The 20,305-nt window shown below is 46.0% G+C and carries 15 protein-coding genes; 4 read left to right on the top strand and 11 right to left on the bottom strand.

The genetic code is table 11. The features are described from left to right. Positions 1-21 precede the first annotated feature (21 nt). On the top strand, positions 22-2,079 hold the full coding sequence (locus G9G57_RS16465; RefSeq protein ID WP_231124986.1) for a glycosyl hydrolase: 2,058 nt from the start codon (positions 22-24) through the stop codon (positions 2,077-2,079). A 231-nt stretch (positions 2,080-2,310) separates the two neighbouring features. Here the strand turns inward: G9G57_RS16465 and G9G57_RS16460 are convergent, their stop codons facing one another. From G9G57_RS16460 to G9G57_RS16435, 6 genes are all read right to left on the bottom strand, one after another. Continuing rightward, positions 2,311-3,990 carry an ABC transporter substrate-binding protein gene (locus G9G57_RS16460; RefSeq protein WP_017428012.1) on the bottom strand — a complete coding sequence of 560 codons (1,680 nt, stop codon included), beginning with the start codon at positions 3,988-3,990 and terminating at the stop codon, positions 2,311-2,313. 42 nt (positions 3,991-4,032) lie between these two features. Continuing rightward, complete coding sequence (locus tag G9G57_RS16455; protein ID WP_016819521.1) at positions 4,033-4,971, bottom strand: carbohydrate ABC transporter permease; 939 nt, start codon at positions 4,969-4,971, stop codon at positions 4,033-4,035. Positions 4,972-4,985: 14 nt separating this feature from the next. Further along, positions 4,986-5,942 (bottom strand): ABC transporter permease, encoded by a 957-nt coding sequence (locus G9G57_RS16450; protein WP_016819520.1) that lies wholly within the window; start codon positions 5,940-5,942, stop codon positions 4,986-4,988. An 86-nt stretch (positions 5,943-6,028) separates the two neighbouring features. Next, the gene (locus G9G57_RS16445) at positions 6,029-7,579 is read right to left on the bottom strand and encodes a response regulator transcription factor (protein ID WP_016819519.1); all 1,551 of its coding nucleotides are present in this window, start codon (positions 7,577-7,579) and stop codon (positions 6,029-6,031) included. Continuing rightward, entirely contained in the window at positions 7,576-9,357 is a 1,782-nt protein-coding gene (locus G9G57_RS16440) for a sensor histidine kinase (protein ID WP_016819518.1), read from the bottom strand. Before G9G57_RS16440 ends, G9G57_RS16445 begins: the two co-directional genes overlap by 4 nt. 130 nt (positions 9,358-9,487) lie before the next feature. After that, positions 9,488-11,671 carry an alpha-galactosidase gene (locus G9G57_RS16435; RefSeq protein ID WP_164965252.1) on the bottom strand — a complete coding sequence of 728 codons (2,184 nt, stop codon included), beginning with the start codon at positions 11,669-11,671 and terminating at the stop codon, positions 9,488-9,490. A gap of 239 nt (positions 11,672-11,910) precedes the next feature. Between G9G57_RS16435 and G9G57_RS16430 the strand changes: the two genes are divergently transcribed. Beyond that, a complete protein-coding gene (locus G9G57_RS16430; protein WP_107734800.1) occupies positions 11,911-12,741 on the top strand; it encodes an AraC family transcriptional regulator in 831 nt (276 codons plus the stop codon). 45 nt (positions 12,742-12,786) lie between these two features. Here the strand turns inward: G9G57_RS16430 and G9G57_RS16425 are convergent, their stop codons facing one another. The 3 genes from G9G57_RS16425 to G9G57_RS16415 are packed head-to-tail and all read right to left on the bottom strand — an operon-like array spanning position 12,787 to position 14,935. Then, entirely contained in the window at positions 12,787-13,668 is an 882-nt protein-coding gene (locus G9G57_RS16425; RefSeq protein ID WP_107734799.1) for a MetQ/NlpA family ABC transporter substrate-binding protein, read from the bottom strand. Between the two features lie 29 nt (positions 13,669-13,697). Further along, the gene (locus G9G57_RS16420) at positions 13,698-14,468 is read right to left on the bottom strand and encodes an SDR family NAD(P)-dependent oxidoreductase (RefSeq protein WP_107734798.1); all 771 of its coding nucleotides are present in this window, start codon (positions 14,466-14,468) and stop codon (positions 13,698-13,700) included. A gap of 5 nt (positions 14,469-14,473) precedes the next feature. After that, positions 14,474-14,935 carry an S-ribosylhomocysteine lyase gene (locus tag G9G57_RS16415; RefSeq protein ID WP_013369209.1) on the bottom strand — a complete coding sequence of 154 codons (462 nt, stop codon included), beginning with the start codon at positions 14,933-14,935 and terminating at the stop codon, positions 14,474-14,476. A 278-nt stretch (positions 14,936-15,213) separates the two neighbouring features. Here G9G57_RS16415 and G9G57_RS16410 point away from each other — a divergent pair, with 278 nt between their 5' ends. Then, a complete protein-coding gene (locus G9G57_RS16410) occupies positions 15,214-16,014 on the top strand; it encodes a GTP pyrophosphokinase (RefSeq protein ID WP_016819513.1) in 801 nt (266 codons plus the stop codon). A gap of 155 nt (positions 16,015-16,169) precedes the next feature. On the opposite strand, the gene thrS is transcribed toward G9G57_RS16410, so the two are convergent. After that, a complete protein-coding gene (gene thrS, locus G9G57_RS16405) occupies positions 16,170-18,083 on the bottom strand; it encodes a threonine--tRNA ligase (RefSeq protein WP_016819512.1) in 1,914 nt (637 codons plus the stop codon). A gap of 412 nt (positions 18,084-18,495) precedes the next feature. Between thrS and G9G57_RS16400 the strand changes: the two genes are divergently transcribed. Further along, positions 18,496-19,062, top strand: a complete 567-nt coding sequence (locus G9G57_RS16400; RefSeq protein ID WP_238799307.1) for a DUF3995 domain-containing protein — start codon at positions 18,496-18,498, stop codon at positions 19,060-19,062. A 14-nt stretch (positions 19,063-19,076) separates the two neighbouring features. Here G9G57_RS16400 and G9G57_RS16395 read toward each other — a convergent pair whose 3' ends face one another. Continuing rightward, positions 19,077-20,300: an MFS transporter gene (locus tag G9G57_RS16395; RefSeq protein ID WP_103042149.1), complete on the bottom strand. Its 1,224-nt coding sequence runs from the start codon at positions 20,298-20,300 to the stop codon at positions 19,077-19,079. Positions 20,301-20,305: the final 5 nt, after the last annotated feature.

Raw genomic sequence — 20,305 nt, 5'->3', positions numbered from 1 at the left:
TTACTTCAAAGTGTACTTCATATGTACACAATAATGAAAGCGTTTTCTGTAATGCATGTTGCAGGTCAATTGAGGCGGTATCATCTACTAATTCAAGGAGTGAGTCATATGCCAGATCCATGGAAAAAAAGGTTTTTCAGTATTCTCAGTTTTGTTCTCTTATCCTTTTTGTTGGTATCTCTTGATTTAATTCCAAGCTTAGCTAAAGCAGAATCAGCTCACTTGGTCACCGATGTTGAAGGGCGAACGTTGATGAATGCAAGTCAAGATTCATCCACTAATGACAATTCCTCTTCTATCGTCGTCAGCTCCAAAGATGCAATTCTTCAAGGTTACGGTGTAGAAAAACGGGATACCCCCTATACCGGCGATACGCTTTATAAAGGCGATGGCTATGTATCCTTCTTTTATGACTACGACCCAAATTCCGGCAAGTCCGACGGGACGGCCACGTTTAAAGTGAACGTGCCCACAGCAGGTCTTTATAGACTGAGCCTCGGCTACTACATTCCGGCGGGCACTGGTTCCAAGGATACCAGCATCGAGGTCAATGGCACAATGTCTGAGAACATAACGCTGGCTGCTCCTCCGAAAGGTGCGGCAGTGAACGAGAAAATATTAACCAAGATCATGCTGAATGCCGGCACAAACGAGCTTACTTTTGCAAGAGGCTGGGGATATTACGGGATCGAATACGTGAAGGTTGAATTCGCCAATCTGCCTGCTGCAATTAGCAAAATTGAAGCCGAAGACGGAGTCATTACTGGTGAGGTCAACATCGAAGCTGCTGATACAGGCTATTCGGGTAGCGGTTACGCCGCCTTCAAAAGCACAGGATCGTTAACCTTTGCCTATAATGCACCTTCAAGCGGGCTTTACAATCTTGCAATCGGTTACAGTAACCCCAATGGAGACAAAAAGACCCAATTGGTGGTCAAGGGCCAGACCAGCGAAATATCATTGCCGACAACAGCAAGCTACACAGAGGTATCCGGCGGTAAACTGATGCTGAATTCGGGAAACAATATCTTACAGTTCAATGTCGACTCGGACCAATATCATATCGACTACGTCAAGCTATCAGCAGTGTCCCCCCCGAAACTGCATCAAATTGAGAAAAAGCCAGTAAACCCGAATGCGACTGCGGAAACCACGGCACTCATGGGTTATCTCGTGGATAGTTACGGCAGCCACATTCTTTCCGGTCAGCACACTTTGGAGGATGCACAGTGGATTAAAGACCAAACTGGAAAGTATCCTGCCATGTTATCAATGGACATGATGGATTATTCCCCCTCTCGCATCGAGCATGGCGCCACCTCAACTGAGGTGGAAAAGGCAATTCAATGGGCCCAAGAAGGTGGACTTGTCACATTCGCATGGCACTGGAATGCTCCTAAGGGACTGTATGATATTCCCGGTAAAGAATGGTGGCGCGGGTTTTACACGGACGCTACTACATTCGATGTTCAATATGCACTTAGTCATCCCGAGTCGGAAGAGTATCAGCTTATCCTAAGGGATATCGATGCCATTGCTGCTCAGTTGAAACGCCTCCAAGACGCTCACGTTCCGGTGCTGTGGAGACCGCTGCACGAGGCGGAGGGCAAATGGTTCTGGTGGGGCGCCCAAGGTCCAGACTCCGCCAAGCAGCTGTACCGTATCATGTACGACCGCCTAACACACTACCATCACCTGAACAACCTGATCTGGGTATGGAACTCCGAGAGCCCCGAATGGTATCCGGGGGACGATGTCGTCGATATTGTAAGTGTGGATATCTACAACCAGGCGGCTAATTATAGCCCAAGTATCGGCAAGTATGACAGCTTGGTGAATCTCGTGCAGGGCAAGAAGCTGGTTGGTCTGTCTGAAAACGGCCCGATTAGCGATCCCGAATTGCTTCAATCCTATTCAGCGCATTGGCTCTTTTTCACTACGTGGACGGGCGACTTCATCCGTAATGGACAATATAACTCCCTGGATCATCTCATAAAAGTGTTCAACAGTGATTACGTGATCACGAGGGATGAGCTTCCTCAAGACCTGCTTACTTTATCCAAAAATAAAGCGGAGTAAGGCGCTTTTATGAGAATTACCGTATCCGTAACTATACCGTCCCGTCAGCGTCATGAAGTAACGAAGTAGTCTACTTTAAACAAACAGCGGCCACCTCTAAAAATAACCGGGGTAGCCGCTGTTTGTTTGTGCCTTGAGCAAAAGTCGTCTATGGCAAACCATTATGAAAAAAGGACCGTCTCCTTTCCGGCAGGAAAGTGGAAACGGTCCCGTTCTTTTATGTGAATCAAGTTAGTTAGTGGACCACAGCTTAATTCGGTCTTGGATATGCTTGGTAAAAGATTCTTCCATTTCTTGTACTCCGGCTTTCTCCAGTTCTGCCATATAGGCATCCCAAACCTTGTCGAAGTTTTCCGGCTTGGTCATGACAGCTTCGGGAATTCGTTTCCATGTAATATCCTTCATCTTGGCTCCGAGAATAACAGCCGGATCGTCATTGGGAAGAGGCATCGTGTAAGCTGCTCCGTATGCTCTCGGTTGGAATTCATCTTCCTTCGGGAATAGATCCTTCCAGTGCTCAATCTTATAGCCCTTCAGAACTTCCTTCTCCGACTTGTTATAAGTCGCCGTCAGCAGTTCCGGATAACTACGAGTAAAATAGTTGCCAGTTGAGTCCTTGATGCCATCACCATAATGGACCATCAAGTTCCAATATAGACCGATTCCGGACTCTTTTTGGAAAGCCGCATTGTCATTGTTCATCCGTTCAAGTACAGCCGGAATAATCGTCCGTTTGCCGTCTTTAACCGTGTAATGCTTGCCTTCAATTCCCCAGTTATTCAGGACTTGACCCTCTTCCGATGCCAGAAAATCGAGGAACTTAATAGCGCGTACCGGGTCCTTGCACTTGCTTGAGATCGAAATTCCGTATCCCCCATCAAAACCAGGCAGCCAGAAGTTGGTATCCTTGTACTCCTTGCTCATGGTGACTGGGTAATGACCGTAAGTCTGGTCGAATTTGCCTTCCGCCTTCAGTGCATTTTGTCCATCGCCATAGTCCCATTCTGGATCGGCTAGACCCAGTACGCGGCCAGAAGCCACTTTTGCCTTAAACTGATCGGTCTTCTGCACGAAGCTTTCCGAATCAAGCAATCCAATGGCATTCATGTGATTTAACCAACGGAAATATTCCTTTTCTTCCGGTCGGCGGAAATGATAAGTCGCTTGGTGAGTTTTTTGATCAATGTAGTATTCGCCGTCGTCTGGTCCCCCGGTCGTTTGGAAGCCTGAGTTGGTTACCTGGTACATATGCCAATCGTCGGCATTTAGGGACAGTCCGATATTTTTGTTGCCATTTTCGTCCGTCGGATGCTTGGTTATATAGTCCTTAATGACTTTTTCGAAATCCTGTACTGTACGAATGTCCGGGAATCCCGCTTCCTTGACGACACGGTGCTGGAGTTTAAATCCTACGTCGGGTTTGATTTTTTCTTCTTCGACAGCGGACCAGGTCGGAATAACATAGATGGATTGGTCATCTAAACTGTACTTCGCCCGAACAAGCTTGTCTCCTAGCATTTTTTTGATGTTTGGTGCATGCTTATCGATCAAATCCGTCAAATCAATGATTGCGCCAGCATCGACAAGTTTGCCGACATCCGCCTTAGCAGCGATTAAATCAGGATAGTTTCCTGTGGCTGCAATCAAGGAAATCTTTTGGACCGGGTCACCGACAGCGAATTCAGCATCTAGAGTTACTCCGGTTTTTTCCGCGATGACCTTGCCGACTTCATCCTTCATATTATTCCAATTCGTGCTGGAGTCTTCCGAAAAATAAGTAAGCGTGATGTCCCCTGTAGTTACGGCCTTGGTAGCCTCAGACGGATTATTACCGCTGCACCCTGCTAGGGTAGCCACTAAAGTCAGTGACATTACGAAAGATACGATCATTCTGTTTTTTCTTGACTTCATGGAGCGAACCCTCCCTGTATAATGAATGTTTGCTGCTTCGTTTTAGCTTTTTACCGCTCCAAGCGTCATACCTTTAACAAAATATTTTTGTAAAAAAGGATAGACGATAAGAATCGGCACGGTAACAATGATGGTAATTGCCATTTTAACCGATTCCGGGGATACCTGTGCCATACGCTCCGCCATATTAGCAGCGTCCTGGGAATTGGTTGCGCTTGTTGTCGTACTTTGCAAAATTTTCATCAATTCATATTGCAGGGTCGTCAACGATTCATTGGACCCATTAAACAGATAAGTATCGAACCAAGAGTTCCATTGCCCAACCGCCAAGAAGAGCGCTACGGTCGCTAATGCTGGTTTGCAAAGAGGAAGTATAACGCGCCAGTAGATTGTGAAATCGTTGGCACCATCCAGCTTGGCTGATTCCTGTAACGCATAAGGCAGGCCGTCAATGAAGGAACGAATAATGAAGACGTTAAACGCACTTACAAGACCTGGTAAAATATAGACGGCAAATGTATCAATTAAATGCAGTTCCTTCATCAGGATAAAACCTGGAATTAACCCCCCGGAAACATACATAGTGACAGCAAGAAAGATGGAGATGAACCTTCTAGCTTGAAAATCACTTCGGGCAAGTGTATAGGCAAGCATCGAGCCGCTGACCAAACCCGCTACGGTGCCAATGATGGTCCGCAGAAAGGAGATCTTGAATCCAGTGATTAACCCCTCATAGGTGAAAATCAAATCGTAATTCTTCAACGTAAATTGCCTTGGCCAGATGGTGATTCCCCCTCTAATGGTGTCTACCGAATCGTTAAAAGAGATAGCCAGCACATTTAAGAACGGGTAGATCGTCAGAACGGTGACCACAATCATGAAAAGATAAACAACTACCCCCAGGATTCGGTCTTGTGGTGATTTCGCCTGAAGCTTGTTGTTTAATCCGCCGACCGGCGTAGTGCTTTTGACAGCCTCCATGTCCATTCTCCTCCTTACATAATGCTCTCGTTGGTATAGCGCTTAAAGATTCCGTTAGCCGCAAACAATAGGACTAGGCTGATCACCGAATTGAAAATATTAATGGCCGTTCCGAAAGAGTAACGTCCCATCGCCAGACCATAATTAAGCGCATACAAATCAAGTACTTCAGAGTAATCGATGACCAGGTGATTGCCCAGCAGAAATTGTTTCTCGAATCCCGTACCGAGCAGATGGCCAATAGACATAATCAGGAGAATGATAATGGTCGGCCGGATTCCCGGCAGCGTAATGTGCCACATTTGCTGGAATCGGCTAGCGCCGTCCACCCGCGCAGCCTCGTATAATTCAGGACCAATACCGGCGATGGCAGCCAGATAAATAATGGCGTTCCAACCCGTTTCCTTCCAGATGTCTCCGAAAGTTACAACCCACCAAAATAATTTACCTTGGGCCATAAACTGGACTGGCTGATCGATGATGCCTAGACCCATGAGCATATCGTTTACGACACCGCCATCCGCTGAAAGCATTTTGGTGACGATGCCTGCAGCAACCACCCATGAAACAAAGTGTGGCAGATAAGATACGGTCTGAACAAATCGTTTTATCACTTGTATGCGGACCTCGTTGAGCAATAGAGCAAAGACAACCGGTACAATAAAACCAGCGACCAGTCCCATAAGACTCATAGCCAACGTGTTCCGCAGTACTTGGTAGAAATGATCATCTTGGAACAAAGTACGAAAATGCTCCAAGCCCACCCACTTCTGTTCAAAAAAACTCAAACCGGGTCTGTATTTCTGAAATGCCATTGTCCAGCCCCATAGCGGCAAATACTGAAAGACGAAGACCCAAATAACAAACGGAATAGACATGTAGTAAAGATACCTTTGGCTTTTAAATACCTTCCAAGCATTCCTCTTCGGTTTTTTGTATACGTTTTCCGAATTTGCTGTTACCGCTTTCATTTTCTCATCCCCTCTCTTAAAATCCATCATAAAACAGAGGAGAGTCAGAGCCCAGATAACGGATTTCGGGAAAAATCATCCACAAATTATGGATTTCTATATTCCGACGGTGAACAGCCTTCGTACCTTTTGAATTTGCTATAAAAGTAGTTGACGCTTGTGTAGCCGACGCTTTCAGCGACTTCGTAAACTTTCATTCCCTGGTCCAGCAACTCCTTTGCCTTGTGGATACGGACTCTGTCCAGATAGGTGTTAAAGTACTCCCCTGTCTTGTTCTTAAAGAGCTGGCCCAAATAGGCGGTACTGTAGTTTAGTAGTCCGGCTAACGCTTCCAGCCTCAGGTTGTCTGCATAATGCTTGTGAATAAAGTCGATCATTTTTTTGAACTCCTGCTCCTTTCCACGAGGTTCGGAGTCTTTCGCCAAAGCTAGCAGGAAACGGTAGGTCTCTTCCAAAAGGTCATCTAGGTGTTCATGCTGGTATATCCCATTCAAAAAACGGGAAACTTCCTCCGTCTCTTTCAACTCGATACAGAACCCCGCGGTCAGCTTGTGAATGATCGCATTGGATAGAAAGAAGAATGACTCTTTGATCGACTTTTCATCTTGCCCCTGTTGGAGAAAAAATGCTGCCACCTCGTTCAACAATGGTAGTATGACATTCTGGTTTCCTACTTCCAGACTGTAATACAGGCGGAAGATGAATTCCTCCATCGTTTCTTCAGCTTTATCGACAGACAATCCGGGGGAAGCCAGCGAAGGAGAAAAGAAAGGATACGGATCTAGCAGTCGGTTCTTCTCGCTGAAAAAGGATCGTTTTACCGCTTCCTGGGCCTTTAAAAAAGATTTGCAAATATCTTCGGGAGCAGTTACTCCCCCTCCGGTTGCAGCGGCGAACCGGACCTTATCCGCAGCGTTACGAATCTCGTTGTACAGAGTTTCGCGTCGTTGTCTTCCACGCAGCGGCTCGTTGAGCAAAAGGACCGTATACGGCGGGATTACTGTGACAAGCCCCATCATCTGCCCCTCGATCGTTGCCTTCAATCCATTCGAAAGCTGGTATGCGACATCGGAACGGTCCACTTCGGAAACGCGCGGATACACGACCACAACTTCGTAGTGGGTCCACAACAAGTCTGCTTCTACTGCCTTACTTCTCAACTTGGTGGGATCTTCCGTCTTCTCTTGAGAGACGAGCAGGCTGTGCAGGTATAAATCCCGATTTATAACCTCCTTCTTACGCCACTCCCGTTGAAGGCGCTCCTCTTCGATCCGCTCGCGTACCTGCTTTAAACTGGCCGACATTTCAACAATGTCCACCGGTTTAAGGAGATAGCCGCACACCCCGTATTTGATCGCTTGTTTGGCATACTCGAAGTCGGCATATCCACTGAGGATCATAAAATGTAAATGATGACCGTCAGATCTCAAGTGCTCAATCAACTGTAAGCCATCCATAACCGGCATGCGGATATCGACGATTACGACATCGGGGGACTTTTCCTGGATGACTTCCAATGCTTCTTTTCCATTGGCTGCCGTAGCTGTAACGGTAAACCCAAGACTCTCCCATGGAATCAGAGTTTGAAGGCCTTGACGAAGCTTCGGCTCATCGTCAACGATAACTACCTTAATCATTTGGATTCACCCCCAGGTATGAAAAACTGAATACAAGTGCCTTTCCCCGGCTGGCTCTCAATGCTTAAGGCACTAGAGGTCCCATACAATAAGACAAGACGATCGTTTACATTTCGCAATCCAATTCGCTGGACCTCCTGCTCATGTACGGATGCAGCAAGCTCTTCTCGTACAAGGGCGAGACGATCACCTGTGAAACCGGCGCCGTTGTCACATACCATAACTCGGACCCCTTCTGGGATTTCCTTTACTTTCACTTCAATGACAGCTCCTTCTGCTTGATTATCCAGACCATGTACAATAGAATTTTCCACCAATGGTTGGATAATCAGAGGTGGAACCAACATTTCCTCCAAATCCGGATCAACCGTTAAGCGATACTCCAAACGCTCTTCATACCGGAACTTTTGAAGATCAAGATAACAGCACACCCGCTCAAGCTCTTTACGCAGCGGAATCTTGTCGTTACCGGCCTCCAGACTGCTGCGTAACAACGCGCTCAACTGCCATACTGCTTTGGCGATATCGTCCTGTTTGCGAATGTGGGCTTCCATTCTGATGGACTCCAAAGAATTGAAGAGAAAATGCGGATTAATCTGGCTTGCCAGCATTTTGAACTTGATCTCGTTTTGTCTTTGCTCCACCAGACTTTTCTGACGATTCGTTTCTTGAACCTCCTGGACCAAATGGTTTACGTTATTGACGAGCGCGTTAAATTCTCTCGATAGTAGACCAACTTCATCTTTTCCGTCGATATGGAGATAGGTTTGCCATGAGCCCGCCCCTACTTGGGTCATATGCTTGCTCAAGCGGAGAATCCTTCTGGATAATAGCGAAGCAGAAGCATAGATAAGTAAGGCTGCAAATATCAGGCTGGCCGTGATCACGACTCCACCGAGCCATATCACTTGATTAGCATCTCGGGTAATCTCGGAAACGGAAAAAACGGAAATAATGCGAAGTCCATTCCAGCTGTTCTGTGGCGTTAGATTTGCGATCACCACTTTTGACGCTTTTCCGTTAATGAGTGTGTTGTAACTTCCTTCCTGTTGGAAAAGTATATTCTCGTCGGCATGAATTTCAGATAGATTCTTTCCGAACAACTCTGCTTCATTGGACGCGACGATCTGATTCCGGTTATCCACGATCAAGGTAGGGAACGATTCCTGATTCAGGATTGAATTTAATTGGCGCTTACTAACATTGATGACCAATACTCCTTTTTGCCCTAGTGAATTCACTGCGAATGAACGAATCAGGCTGAGATAATCGGCATCGTCCCTCTCATCCTTGATTAAGTTCCAGCCAGCCAATCCTTTCTGCTCTATAGCCTCCTTGTACCAATCTGCGGTTGTGATTCTTTCGTCCGGCTGAATAAATTCCCAGTTGTTCAATGCTCCAGGATTAGAAACATAGACTCGGATGCCGGATATCTCTTTGTACAATTGGAGGTAGTCACGAATACCTGTATACTCCCGGTAAGCCTGAATGACTTCAATGTAGCTGTCATACTTCTGGCTAGCCACCATTTTCATCCGGTTATCATTGGTTAGCCGATACGAGATGTCCAGTGGTACTTTAATCAGTTCTTCTGTACGATTTTGGACCCGATCGACATTGTTGGATACTTGCATAAAAGCGTCCTTAATGACGGCCTCTCGGAGTTTTCCCGTCAGAAACAGGCCACATAACAGCAAGGGAAGAACAGCTACCGAAATGAATGTAAGCGTCATCTTCTTCCTTAGTTTCATATCATTCATCATTCGTATAAAAAACATGGCTTGCCCTCCCCGATCAGTACGGCTGCTGCGCGCAAAATGCCCCTTTTCATATAAAAAGGGGCATGCATAACTCAATCAATTGTTTTCTATCTTTCGCCAATGTACTGTTGTACTGATCCTTTAAGCCCTAAGCCTTGCTGGACTTTATGGCCCGAAGCCTGAACCATCCACTTTCATAGTCTTTCTGTCTGTAGACAAGAGGGAGGCCCAACTTCATAAGCCTATCCCCCCCATGGATAGACTTTTCCCCGCTATTTCCAGACTGAACTTCATATTCGAGTTCTGGATTCAGTCCGTCAAGGCGCAGGGCTCGCCAAGGTGCATTCGGAACAGCCATCACTTGGAAATAGTAGACGATGGCATCCTCTTGGTCTTCGGAAACAAACATCCAAGCCGACTCGTTATGTTCAAACGGACTCTTTAAGCGATACAAGTCACCCTTCTGTACTAAGCCACGAATCTGCTTGTATGCTGTGACTTGACGTTTAACCGTCTCTTTTTCCTCATCAGTAAATTTCGTGAGATCAAGCTCATATCCAAAATTTCCAGACATGGCGACATCACCTCGGAAATCAAGGGGCGTTATGCGTCCAACTTGATGGTTCGGAACGGCCGACACATGGGCTCCGATGGCGCTTACGGGATAGACAAGGCTAGTTCCATATTGAATCTTCAGGCGTTCCACCGCATCGGTATTATCACTAGTCCAGACTTGAGGCATGTAGTAAAGCATGCCTGGATCAAAACGTCCTCCACCACTTGAGCAACTCTCAAAAAGAATATGCGGAAATTCGGTGGTGACGCGCTCTAACAGCTCATACAATCCAAGAACATAGCGATGGGCAGTCTCGGATTGGCGTTCCGGCGGCAGATCAGCGGAACCAATTTCCGTCAGGCACCGATTCATATCCCACTTCACGTAAGAGACTGGAGCACTGGAGAAAATGGCAGCCAGCGAATCGTAGATGTAATCGCGCACTTCCTTGCGAGTATAGTCCAGTACCAACTGCCATCTGGCTTCGCTACGCCGCCGTCCTGGAACGTGAAGACACCAGTCTGGATGCTTGCGGTACAATTCGCTGTCTGGAGAGATCATTTCCGGCTCGAACCAGAGCCCGAATTTAAGCCCCAATTGATTGATACGTTTGGCAACATCGGCCAGTCCGTCTGGCAGCTTCCGGCGATCTTCGTACCAATCACCGAGAGACGAATTGTCAGAATCCCGTTTTCCGAACCAACCGTCATCCAGGACAAAGAGTTCGATGCCTAGCTCAGCCCCCTCTTTCGCTATCGATACCAACTTATCCGCATTGAAGTCAAAATAGGTAGCTTCCCAGTTATTGACCAGAATAGGGCGTTCTTCATCCCTATATGTCCCTCGGCAAAGCCGAGTCCGATACAAGCGATGATAGGTACGCGACATTTCTCCCAGTCCTTGACCGGAATAAACCATAACGGCTTCTGGCGTTTGGAAGCTCTCCCCTGGATTCAGTAACCATGAAAAGTCAAACGAGTTTACGCCAATGCTAAACCGTGTAGAGCCAAATGAATCTAATTCTGCTCCCGCCTCAAAGCCTCCGCTGTACACAAGGCTAAAGCCGAATGCCTCACCCTGGCTTTCCGTGGTCTCCTGCGTGACTAATGCAGTAAAAGGATTAAGCTGATGGCTGCTCATGCCTCTTTTACTATCAATTCGGGTTTCGCCTTGAAGAATCGGTTTGCGGGTAATATTCCCTTCCCGAGCCCATGCTCCCGAAAGATACATGAACTCTAAATCGCTTTTCCCCGCGAAATCGACACTGGCGCTTAGTGCACGGAGGAGCCGAAGATTTTGTCCCCCCGCATTACTCAAACGAGCCGAACGAGCGATTACATTTCGATCCGCGAAGACGGTGTAAAGAAGAACCACTTTAAGACCTGAAAAGGCATCTTTTAATTCCAGTTCCAACGTATCCGCTTCGGCTTCATTCTCGGTATAAACGGCCGGAAGCCCGGGTAAAGATGGCTTTCCCTTAATGATCCGGTAACCATCGTACTTTAACTCCGTGATGCGTGTTCCATCCTCAAGCTCTACTTGATACGCCGGTGTACGGAAGTCTCCACTCCCATACTGCGGGTATTCTTGCGGCAGCCGATCTAATCCAGCCGTCGCGGGAGTGTGAAGCAATAGATCAGCCATGGGTTCGCGGTGCCTCAACCTGTCTCCCCAGTATACATGCACAGGAAATCCATCGACAATCTGAATAATATAACTCATGCCCGACGACTGCAAATGAAACAGCCCCGGTTGCTCTTGAACAATGATACCCATTGGGAAAATAACCCCTCTCTTAGATAATAATCATCGGAGATCCACACCTAAAATGGCACTTAGAACAACCCTTTTGTAACAGCAATCAACTAAGTCCATATGGTGTAAAGCTTGATAAAATTCAATGATATAGCAATAGGTTCTATAGAAATCATATATTAATTTCAGATATGAAGTACATGGCATGGTACTCACTATTTATGTTATAATGCTTGATAATTTACATAAGGAGATATACCGTGATTGAGTATTTGCCACGTAGTAAACAGCACTCTGAATTGTATCTAACTCAGTTTGGCATAGAGGAATGCATACCCGGTCACTTTTTTGGACCTGCTATAAGAGATCACTATCTGCTCCATTATATTTTGGACGGGGAGGGTACCTTCGAGGTCGGTGGGTTCAGTTATCGCTTACGGAAAGGACAATGGTTCCTAATCTGCCCGCAAGTCATCACTTATTATCAAGCCGATGTAGTGAATCCTTGGTCTTATTGCTGGTTTGGTTTTAACGGGGCACTGGCAGAAACACTCCTCAAGCAGGCAGGCCTGACGATGATGTCCCCAATCCTCTACTTTGAAGGAGAGCATTTGATTTATCAGTATTTGCAGCAAATGAACGAATCAAGTGGGTATCATAAAGCTCGGGAAACCAGATTGGCCGGGTTGCTTTACTCAATGTTATCGGAGCTAATTGAGTTCAGTCCGGCAACGTTCTCTGGACAAAAGGAAGGTCGGGCGGAAATTTACGTTGAAAAAGTGAAGGATTTTATCGAAATGAATTATGCTCAGAAAATTACCATTGAGCATATTGCAAATTTTATCGGACTCAATCGGAGTTATTTATGTTCGTTATTTAAACAACGAGTAAACACCAGCATTCAGGACTATCTGATTCGCTACAGGATCAACAAAGCTTGTGAAATGATGGGTAACGCTGAACTTTCGATAGGCGATATTTCCCGTTCAGTCGGCTATAATGACCCTTTACTCTTCTCAAAAATTTTTAAAAAGGTAAAGGGATTCTCTCCCAAACATTATCGAGCCGAAATTACGAGTAGAAGCCTCTAACGAATAAAAGAGGTCAACCAGAAAACTGGCTGACCTCTTTTATGTTTATTTTGCAGTTTGTCCTTCCAAATAAGAAACAGGTTCTTTAACCTCTACTTTGGTACCGCCAAATTCATCCTTAATGTACTTTTGAGTATCCTCGTTATGATAGAGATCCGCTAATTTTTGTAGTCCCTTATCGTTTGCCTTATCCGCTGAAGTTACCAGAACGTTAATATTGTTCTTTGTCGCCTGACTGATCTCTTCGTGGAATAAGGAATCCTTCAGTACGTTCAGACCGCCTTCTAAAGCAATCGTGTTCCCGATCAACACCAAGCCTACATCTTGAATCACGCGCGGACCAGTTTTGTCGTCGATGAGTTCAAATTTCAAGTTTTTAGGGTTACTCGTAATATCATTGACTGTACCTAAAGCATCATTAAAGTCAGCTTTAAGTTTAATCAAACCGGATGCTTCTAATAGCCTCAAACCTCTTGCTGTATTCGCCGGATTGTCCGCCAAAGCCACCAACGCTCCGTCGGTCACTTCATCAATACTTTTGAACTTTTGCGAATAAATCCCCATCGGCTCCAGATAGGTGGTGGCTATCGCCTTCAAATCGGCTTTGCTCTCTTTGTTATAGCTCACCAGATACGCCCACGATTGGAATGCATTCACGTCCACATCGCCTTGTTTAGTCGCATTGTTCGTTTCGATTCCACCGTTAATTTCCTTTACTTCAATATCCAGCTTGGCATCCTTGGCGGCCTGGGATTGAGCAATATGCTTCCAAATCTGCGCGTCAGACCCCATGGACCCAATGACTACCTTTTGCGTTTCCGCACCGGAAGCGGAGCTGGAGCCATTACTGTCTGTACTTTTATTACCGCACCCTGCGGCTACGAGTAATAAACTAATCCCTAATAGTAAAACGAACGATTTCTTCATGTTGTTTTCCCCCAGATCATGCTAGTATGCTAGTGCATCGTCATTCCACCTGTAACATTAATCGCTTGTCCTGTCATATATGCGGAGAGCGGACTTGCCAGAAACAGCACCACATTGGCGACATCCTCTACCTCGGCGGTTCTCCCCAATGGTACCTGCGAACAATCTTCTTCATATATCTCCTGGGCGGTCATTCCGCGAATGACGCCCCCTTCAATCCGCTCACGATGCTTCATCGGCGTTTCTACGATACCTGGACAAACCGCATTCACCAAAATTTGATGCGGAGCAAGCTCAATGGCCATCACCTTGGTCAAGCCGAGAACCGCATGTTTGGATGCACAATATCCGCCCATAGCCCGATATCCATTTTTTCCAGCCTGTGAAGCAATTTGGATAATTCGCCCCGGTTTACGCGCATCCACCATTTCCTTGGCAAACCGTTTGGACGCTACATACAGCCCGGTTGAATTGATCGAAAATACTTTCTCCCAATCAGCCAACTCACTATCAATGACATAATCCATCGTAGAAGTACCTGCGCAGTTCACCAGTATATCAGGAACTCCTGATTTGCTAATGAGCAGATCGCACCATCTTTCGATATCATCCGGTTTGGATATGTCCAATTGAGTTTCAACCAACTGTGAATTGATCACTCTATACGGCTCTTCATATGAAATATCAGCAGAAATCACCTTAGCTCCACTTTGAATGAAAAGCTCTACAATCCCCTTGCCTATACCCGACTTACCGCCTGTCACTACTGCTGTCTGATGAGATAGGTCTATTGAAATCATAGATTTTAAAATACTCTTTTGAAAGGATCGCGGCTAATGCCAGCCTCCAACACAATCTTCACATATTCCTGCGCAGAGAAAAGAGAATGGTCCTTATAGTTCCCGCATTCCAAAGCAGTAACAGCCGGGACTTCTGTCGTTTCCAAAATTCTCTTCAACGTTTTTTCCAAAGCAAGTGCAATTTCCTCAGGCTCGTGTTCATTCCATAAAATCAAGTAGAATCCCGTTCTGCAGCCCATAGGAGAAATATCAATAATGCCTTTGATTTCGTCTCTCAGATACGTCGCCAATAAATGCTCCAGCGTATGTACAGCAGCTGTTGGCAGTGCGTCCTCATTCGGTTGCAGAAATCTCAAGTCATACTTTTGTACCGTGCTTCCTTTTTCATCATGCTCTACTCCCGCTGCTCTTACATAAGGAGCCTTTACAATCGTGTGGTCTAATTGAAAGCTTTCTACTTTTGCCATTTTGCTCATCCTCATTTTCTGTAATTTATATTTTTGATTCTAATAACGACTACTCAACATTTGTGCTATTTTTTTAAAAATTTAATGCTTTAAATCAGCATTTTTGCAATTATACATCGGATTACTCGGTTTTACCACTATAATTATTATTTTATTTCTTATTTCTTTGTCTGTCTCTCCTTTGCCTGTACGTTTTGACATAGTGTACAATATATACGGTAATCCATTTTTACGAAATAGATCGAGGACATCGTAAGCCTCATTTAGGAGAATGCTCTGTGAATGAACCGGATTGGAAGCACTTGAATGCTGTCCCTTTGCCCTTGCAGGAATTTCAGCTACAGCTGGACCAGAACAGTGTTGACGCCAAGCAACTAGAGGAATGGAGAAAGATTCCCGTCCTTTATCAACTCGCTCTGGAGGAGTTAAAGAATAAAATTAAGCTGATCCAGACGGAATGGAAGCTGATAGATGGTTTTAGCCCGATTGAGCACATTAAAACCCGGATCAAAGAACCCCACAGCATTGTGGAAAAGGTTCGGCGCAAAGGGCATGAGGTCACCCTGGACAATATATTGCGTGAAATTCATGATATCGCAGGCATGCGCGTGGTATGTGCTTTTGTCAAAGATATCTATCGTCTGATGGATCACCTCCGCACACGGGAAGACATTCGGATTCTAGAGGTCAAGGACTATATTGCCCATCCTAAGCCCAACGGCTATCAGAGCCTACATGTCATTGTGGAGATTCCATTGATTCTGTTTGAGGGCACACGCTGGATTAAGGTCGAAATTCAATTACGTACATTGGCTATGGATTTTTGGGCCAGTATGGAGCATATTTTGTACTATAAGTTTGATAAGAAAGTGCCCGAACACGTGGTTAACGGGTTGACCGAAGCTGCACGTGCAACCTACGAACTGGATCAGAAAATGCTCAAATTGCGTGGCGAAATTTTATCGCTTAGCGAGGAACAGGATGTGGAAGAGGCCTCGGTCAAACGAGCCGAGGAGTCAGCTTTGAAGGCACTTTCCCTCCCCGCAGATCACGCCACTTCTCGGTCGCAGACGTGCTAGGCATACAGGCACAGGATAACTAAAGCATTCAATCGAGGCTGTTCCCTCTCTCGTGCTGGAGCTTAGGAACTTATGTATGATGTATAAATAAAGAGCCGTCAAAACCACTATGATCATGGTTTTGACGGCTCTTTTATATATTTTTTAATCCAATATTACTGCTTCTCGTGAATCTCTGTGCTGATTTTCTCTACGATGTCCGCAATGCTGAATGATCCCAGATCGCCTTCGCCCCGTTTACGCACAGCTACAGTACCGGTTGTTTTTTCATTTTCCCCGATAACGAACATGTATGGAACCTTCTCCAATTGCGCTTCACGGATTTTATAACCAAGCTTCTCATTCCGAGTATCCACTTCGACGCGCAGACCCGCTTTCAGCAACGCTTCCTGCACCTCATTGGCAGTCTCGATATAGTTCTCGGATACAGGCAACAGCTTCGCATGAACAGGAGCCAACCACAATGGGAATGCACCTGTAAAATGCTCAGTCAGAATGCCCATGAAGCGGTCAATCGAACCGTAGATGGCACGGTGAATAACGACTGGACGGTGCTTCTGGTTGTCCTCGCCCACATAAGTGAGGTCGAACTTCTCAGGCATTTGGAAGTCCAATTGGATTGTTCCGCACTGCCAGCTGCGTTTGAGCGCATCGAGAATGTGGAAGTCAATTTTTGGACCATAAAATGCTCCATCTCCCGCATTAATACGGTAGTTCATGCCCAGATGTTCCAGCACGTTTTGCAAAGCTTGTTCCGCTTGATCCCACAGCGCTGGTTCGCCCATAAAGTCGTCCGGACGTGTGGACAATTCCACTGTGAATTCAAAGCCAAACACACTGTACATTTCGTTAATCAGCTTGATTACGTCTGTAATCTCTTTTTCAATCTGTTCTGGTGTCACAAAAATATGCGCATCATCCTGACAGAATGTACGAACACGCATCATACCGTTCAACGCACCGGACAGCTCATGACGATGCACTTGTCCAAATTCGGATATACGAATCGGCAGGTCGCGATAAGAATGAAGTTCATTTTTAAACACAAGCATATGCCCCGGGCAGTTCATCGGTTTCAGAGCAAATGTAGTTTCGTCTACTTCGGAGAAGTACATGTTTTCTTTGTAATGGTCATAGTGTCCTGATTGTTCCCACAGACGGTTGTTCATCATCAGCGGTGTACGTACTTCCTCATAGCCATGCAAACGTTGAATGTCACGGGAGTAATCTTCCAGCGCAGTACGGACAACCATACCTTTAGGCAGGTAGAACGGCATGCCTGGTGCTTCTTCGGAGAACATGAACAGTTCCAGTTCTTTACCCAGCTTGCGATGGTCGCGTTTTTTCGCTTCCTCCAGCAAGTGCAGATGCTCATCCAGTTGCGCTTTCTTCGGGAATGCTGTTCCGTAGATCCGTTGCAGCATCTTGTTGTTGGAATCGCCTCTCCAGTATGCACCCGCTACACTTAACAGTTTGAAGGCCTTGATGCGGCCAGTTGATGGCAGATGTGGACCACGACACAGGTCAAAAAATTCGCCTTGATCATAAATCGTAATTTCCGCTTCTTCCGGCAAATCACGGATCAGTTCCAGCTTCAATGGATCTTCCAGTTCACCAAAAATGCGAGTGGCTTCCTCACGGCTGACCACACGACGTGTAATCGGCAGATTTTCCTGCGCGATCTTCGTCATTTCCTTTTCGATCTTCGCCAGATCGTCAACGGACAATGGGTTTTCGATATCAATGTCATAGTAGAAGCCGCTGTCGATGACCGGACCAATACCCAGCTTCACGTTTTTCTCACCGTAAATGCGTTTGAGCGCCTGTGCCAGCAAATGCGCTGTACTGTGACGATAAATTTCCAGGCCGTCCGCACTGTCCAGCGTAATAATTTCAAGGTCAACGTTCTGATCCAAAACGGTGTTCAGATCTACAGCCTTCCCGTTCACTTTACCTGCTACTGCATTCTTTTTCAGACCGGAGCTGATCGAACCCGCCACGTCGGCGATGGATACACCCTGCTCGTACTCGCGTACGGCTCCATCCGGCAATTTCACTTGAATACTCACGATTAAAGCCTCCATTTCAAATTGTGTGCTATATCAAAATTCAACGCAAAAAAACGCCTCTCTCCCTCAAGGGACGAGTGCGTTCAGCTCGTGGTTCCACCCTAGTTCGGCTCGCTGCTGTACGTACATTCATGTTCATCGGAACATGCTCATGCACGACCTGCGTGGCCCTCCATTGGTATCCGTTAACGGGGATAAATCGGTGGGCGCTTACTGATGTCACTGCTAACTTGCACAGTTACATGTTCAACGTCACGGCTACAAAGGGGTAACTTCACATGCGGTTGCCGGAAAAGCTCTCAGCCTCGTCTTTTCTCTCTGAACGGCCCTTCAAGGAAATCATGTCTTTGGTCAATGCCTTGAATATTACTATATGCTACAGCATTATAGTTCAAATTCGCAGGCATTTCAAGTGGGCGTTTATGTAATTTTACAGAAGAACAATGTTATTGCCGCGTCCATCATTCATGCGGCAGCAGATGAACGGATCAGAGAGGTGTTAACCCAGATGTTCGGCAAGACAAAACGGGGAGATTTCATGTTTTATCTGCGCAAGCTGTCATTGAAGGATGATAGTTACCGTGCCTTACTCGATGAAGTTGAACAGATGAGAATGGAGTTTATGAAAGAGCTTTTAATCCAGAAGGGAATGCAGCAAACAGATTTGCTCTTTAAACCCTCCAAAATAGGGACATCAATTGTTGCCTTTTTACTAGCTTTAGCCGCTTGGTTCGTCCTGCAGCTAGGGGGAGTTGCACCATTTCGGTTTTTTCATTCCTTCTATTCCTTCTATTCCTACGGTGCAGGCTTGTTGTCGAGCTTATTTATTTTACGTTCAATAGGAGATTTCAAATGGGTTGGGTTCTTCAAGAGAAAAAAAGGAACTGTTTTTGCAAAATGGGACACCGTGCTCTACTCGCCCCTTTGTTTTCTCTTGGGAACAGCCATTTTAATGATCATGCTTTTGCGTACGGCATAGCCTAAAGATGATCTTTACCCGTTTTGTTTCTTTCGTACGTCTCCACTCGTTTCTTTCTCAGTGAAAAAGTACAGTAAAGCCAGCACAGGCAAGATGACTCCAATCAGAGCACTTAAATTCCAACCACCTAATGCGTAAGACCAACCACCTAATGATGATCCAATCGCTCCACCTATGAAAAAGATAGACATGAATAATCCGTTCAGACGCCCTCTCGCTTCACTTCCCAAGGAGTAAATAACACGCTGTCCAAGCACAAGATTTCCCGATACAGCCATATCCAGTGTAATGGCTGAAATAAAGAGAAGTATGAGCGCAACCGTCGAATGACTTTGAAAAATATAGATGACCAAAAAGGACAAGGCGGCAATGACCATAGCTAGCCCGGTTAATACTTTGCTCCAGCCTTTGTCAGCCAATCTCCCGGCAATCGGAGCAGCTATTGCGCCGCCTACACCTACTAAAGCAAACAGTGCAATCCCTTGCTGAGACATGCCGAAATCATCCGTCAAGCGTAGGGGAACAACCGTCCAAAACAGGCTGAAGGCACCAAATAAGCAGGCTTGATATAGGGCACGCCGGCGCAATGCAGGCGTTTGTTTGAACAGAGTACCTAGTGAGAAAATCAGTTTACTGTAAGATACCGTAGGCACAGGCTTGCGCTCCGGAAGTGCTTTCGACAGGAGAATCGTCAACAACGTCAAAACAATGGCTGACATAATAAATACGGCTTGCCATCCCCAGATGCTGGTTATGAAGCTTGCCAATGGACGTGCGAACATAATCCCTAGCAGGAGTCCGCTCATAACATTCCCTACAACCCGGCCGCGCTGCTCTTCGGATGCTAAATAGGTAGCATACGGCACCAGTATTTGGGCAACTACAGATCCAACTCCAATGAACAAGGATGCAGTAAGAAACAACGTGGCATTGGGGGCGAAGGCAGCAACGAGCAATGCACAGACTGTAATGATGAGCGATACGATCATTAGACGTCGATTTTCAATAATGTCACTAATCGGTACGATAAACAGCAATCCCACAACATAACCGATTTGAGTTAAGGTGACAATGAAGCCCGCTGTTGTGGAAGAAAGACCCAGCGCCACATGAATAGGCCCTACCAGAGTTTGAGCATAGTAAAGGTTGGCAACAATAAGGCCACATGCTGCTGCCAACAGAAACATCATCCAATTTGAAATACGGTTACCTTCTACGCCTTGTTGTTCTCTTTGCATGATAA

The sequence above is a fragment of the Paenibacillus sp. EKM211P genome (genome assembly GCF_011066175.1).
In the GTDB taxonomy this organism is placed as follows: domain Bacteria; phylum Bacillota; class Bacilli; order Paenibacillales; family Paenibacillaceae; genus Paenibacillus; species Paenibacillus polymyxa.
Note: the sequence above shows the minus strand (reverse complement) of the source record. Positions and strands in the feature narration are given on the sequence as shown.

Coding starts and splice junctions, on each gene's coding strand:
- G9G57_RS16425 (WP_107734799.1), bottom strand. CDS start 13,668: ATGAAGAAATCGTTCGTTTTACTATTAGGGATTAGTTTATTACTCGTA.
- G9G57_RS16395 (WP_103042149.1), bottom strand. CDS start 20,300: ATGCAAAGAGAACAACAAGGCGTAGAAGGTAACCGTATTTCAAATTGG.
- G9G57_RS16420 (WP_107734798.1), bottom strand. CDS start 14,468: ATGATTTCAATAGACCTATCTCATCAGACAGCAGTAGTGACAGGCGGT.
- G9G57_RS16465 (WP_231124986.1), top strand. CDS start 22: ATGTACACAATAATGAAAGCGTTTTCTGTAATGCATGTTGCAGGTCAA.
- G9G57_RS16460 (WP_017428012.1), bottom strand. CDS start 3,990: ATGAAGTCAAGAAAAAACAGAATGATCGTATCTTTCGTAATGTCACTG.
- G9G57_RS16450 (WP_016819520.1), bottom strand. CDS start 5,942: ATGAAAGCGGTAACAGCAAATTCGGAAAACGTATACAAAAAACCGAAG.
- G9G57_RS16445 (WP_016819519.1), bottom strand. CDS start 7,579: ATGATTAAGGTAGTTATCGTTGACGATGAGCCGAAGCTTCGTCAAGGC.
- G9G57_RS16415 (WP_013369209.1), bottom strand. CDS start 14,935: ATGGCAAAAGTAGAAAGCTTTCAATTAGACCACACGATTGTAAAGGCT.
- G9G57_RS16455 (WP_016819521.1), bottom strand. CDS start 4,971: ATGGAGGCTGTCAAAAGCACTACGCCGGTCGGCGGATTAAACAACAAG.
- G9G57_RS16440 (WP_016819518.1), bottom strand. CDS start 9,357: ATGTTTTTTATACGAATGATGAATGATATGAAACTAAGGAAGAAGATG.
- G9G57_RS16435 (WP_164965252.1), bottom strand. CDS start 11,671: ATGGGTATCATTGTTCAAGAGCAACCGGGGCTGTTTCATTTGCAGTCG.